Origin of the sequence: Bartonella fuyuanensis, from assembly GCF_014197255.1 — a bacterium.
Classification (GTDB): domain Bacteria; phylum Pseudomonadota; class Alphaproteobacteria; order Rhizobiales; family Rhizobiaceae; genus Bartonella; species Bartonella fuyuanensis.
Window position 1 is genome coordinate 1 of the sequence record NZ_JACIFE010000054.1, and the last position, 2480, is coordinate 2480.

Below are 2480 nucleotides of genomic sequence, written 5' to 3' on the forward strand. Positions count from 1 at the left end.
CAAGATGTTAGTGATACTTTGGAGATTGTCGCCTTAAAGAGCATGACCGCGGTTGAGGATAAAATCCATATCCATGAAAAATCAGAACATATGGGGCTTGAGATTGGAAAAGCCGCTCATGAACCGCAGCATAGTTATAAAGGGCAAATGAGATTACCTTTTTATAAAGAGTTTCCCAATGCTCTGAAAACCCTTCTTGCGAAGAAATTTGCTATTGCGGATTATTGGGAAAATTGGGCAGGCAATGTTGCTGAGATTGCACAAAACCATATCACGCATCTCCAAAACTTGCTTGCTGATGAAAACAGTGAAGCCTTTCATGCTTTTGATGCCTTTCATAAGGAATTAAAGAACAACTTAAACAGTGAAATAAAACAAGAGGAAGCGATTGAGATGTTAGCACAACATCTTGTCACCCGTCCTGTGTTTGAAGCTTTGTTTGAGGGCAATGAATTTGTACAGAACAATGCCATTTCACAAGCCATGGAAAAAATCTTAACAGAACTCGATAAAACGAATATCGAGGAAGAATCCAAGGAGTTACAAGAGTTTTATAACAGTGTAAGGCTTCGTGCTTCTGGGATTACCACACCACAAGCAAGGCAAAATCTTATTATTACGCTTTATGAAAGTTTTTTTGCCAAGGCATTTAAGAAAACCACGGATAGGCTTGGGATTGTTTATACCCCCGTTGAGGTTGTTGATTTTATCATTCATTCTGTTGATGATGTGTTGCGGAATGAGTTTGGAAAAAGCTTGGGATCACAGGATGTTTCTATTCTTGACCCTTTTACGGGTACTGGGACCTTTATCACACGGCTGTTACAATCCAATCTCATAAAACCAGAGGATATGGAATATAAATTCCGTCATAATATCCATGCCAATGAGATTGTTTTACTCGCTTATTACATAGCAGCGATTAACATTGAATCGACTTATCATAGTATCATGAAAGGTGAGTATATCCCTTTTAAGCATATTGGCTTAACCGATACATTCCGGATGCTTGAAGAGAAGAACCTTCTGCAAAAATTATTCAAAGACAACAGTGAATATTTAGAGCATCAAAAAAATCTAAATATCCAAGTTATCTTTGGTAACCCTCCTTATTCAGTAGGACAAAAAAGCGAAAATGATAATGCAAAGAATACTCCCTATCCCATATTAGATCAACGTATTCGTGAAACCTATGCTGCTCAATCGAAAGTTACGAATACACGAGCGCTTTATGACAGTTATATTCGTGCTATACGCTGGGCAAGCGACCGTATTGATAATGCTGGGGTAATCGGCTTTGTTTCTGGCTCTGGTTATATAGAAAAATCGACAATGGACAGTTTACGAAAATCTTTAGCCAAAGAATTTACAAGTATTTATGTACTTAATTTACGAGGGGATCTTCGCAAAAATATGTTAAGCAATGGAGTGGCTCAAGAAGGTGAAAATATTTTCGGCAATGGTAGTATGACCGGTATCGCTATAACGCTCTTTATCAAAAAGCCTAATGTGACTGAATCATGTAAAATTTACTATCACGACATTGGTAGTAATCTTACAACTAAAAGGAAACTTGAGATCCTTGACGAATTTTGCAGTATTGATGGTATTACCCATGAACAAGGCTGGCAACTCATTACACCAAACGAGCATGGCGATTGGATTAATCAACGGGATGACAGTTTTGCTAACTTTCTAACTTTAGGTAATAAGAGTAATAATAAGAAGAAGAAGGAAAATAATAAAAAACTTTTTGAAATTTATTCTTGTGGTTTAAAAACTAATCGTGACGTTTGGACATACAATTCAAGTCGTGAATGCTTAGCGAAAAACATGAATAACATGATCACGTTCTATAATAGCGAAGTACAACGTTTTAATGATGCTTATCCATATTCTGATCGCAAAGCACATACAAATTTTGTAAACAGTTTTGTTGGTACAAATTCTAAAAAAATTAGTTGGAGTCGTGGACTTAAAAAAGAATTGATAAAAGGAAAGACTTTTAACTTTGAAGAGGCATATCTCACACCAAGTTTGTATCGTCCTTTTACGAAACAGTGGCTTTATTATAATAGCATTTTCAATGAGATGGTTTATCAAATTCCGCGTATATTCCCTATGGGAAAAATAGTTAAAAATAGAGTGATTCAAGTTTCTTCTATAGGAAGCATGAGTGGTTTTTCTGTCATTATGATTGAAAGTTTATCTGATATGCACGCAGTGCATACAGGTCAATGCTTCCCACGCTATATTTACGAAGACACTACGGTCTCAAAAGATAAAAACAAGAAACAATCTCATTTATTTACAGAAGAAAGCACAACAGCTGGTTTACAGAGGCGTGATGCCATTACTGATGAAGGATTAGCACATTTTAAAGCTGCTTATCCTAATGAAACCATAACAAAAGATGATCTATTCTATTATGTTTACGGTTTGCTTCATTCAGAAGATTATCGCTCTCGTTATGCTGATAA

General features: G+C 36.1%; 1 protein-coding gene. It reads left to right on the top strand.

The genetic code is table 11. The features are described 5' to 3' along the window. Positions 1-2480, top strand: a 2480-nt coding sequence (locus tag GGR08_RS07780) for a type ISP restriction/modification enzyme (RefSeq protein ID WP_183194734.1), incomplete at both ends; no start/stop codon positions are given.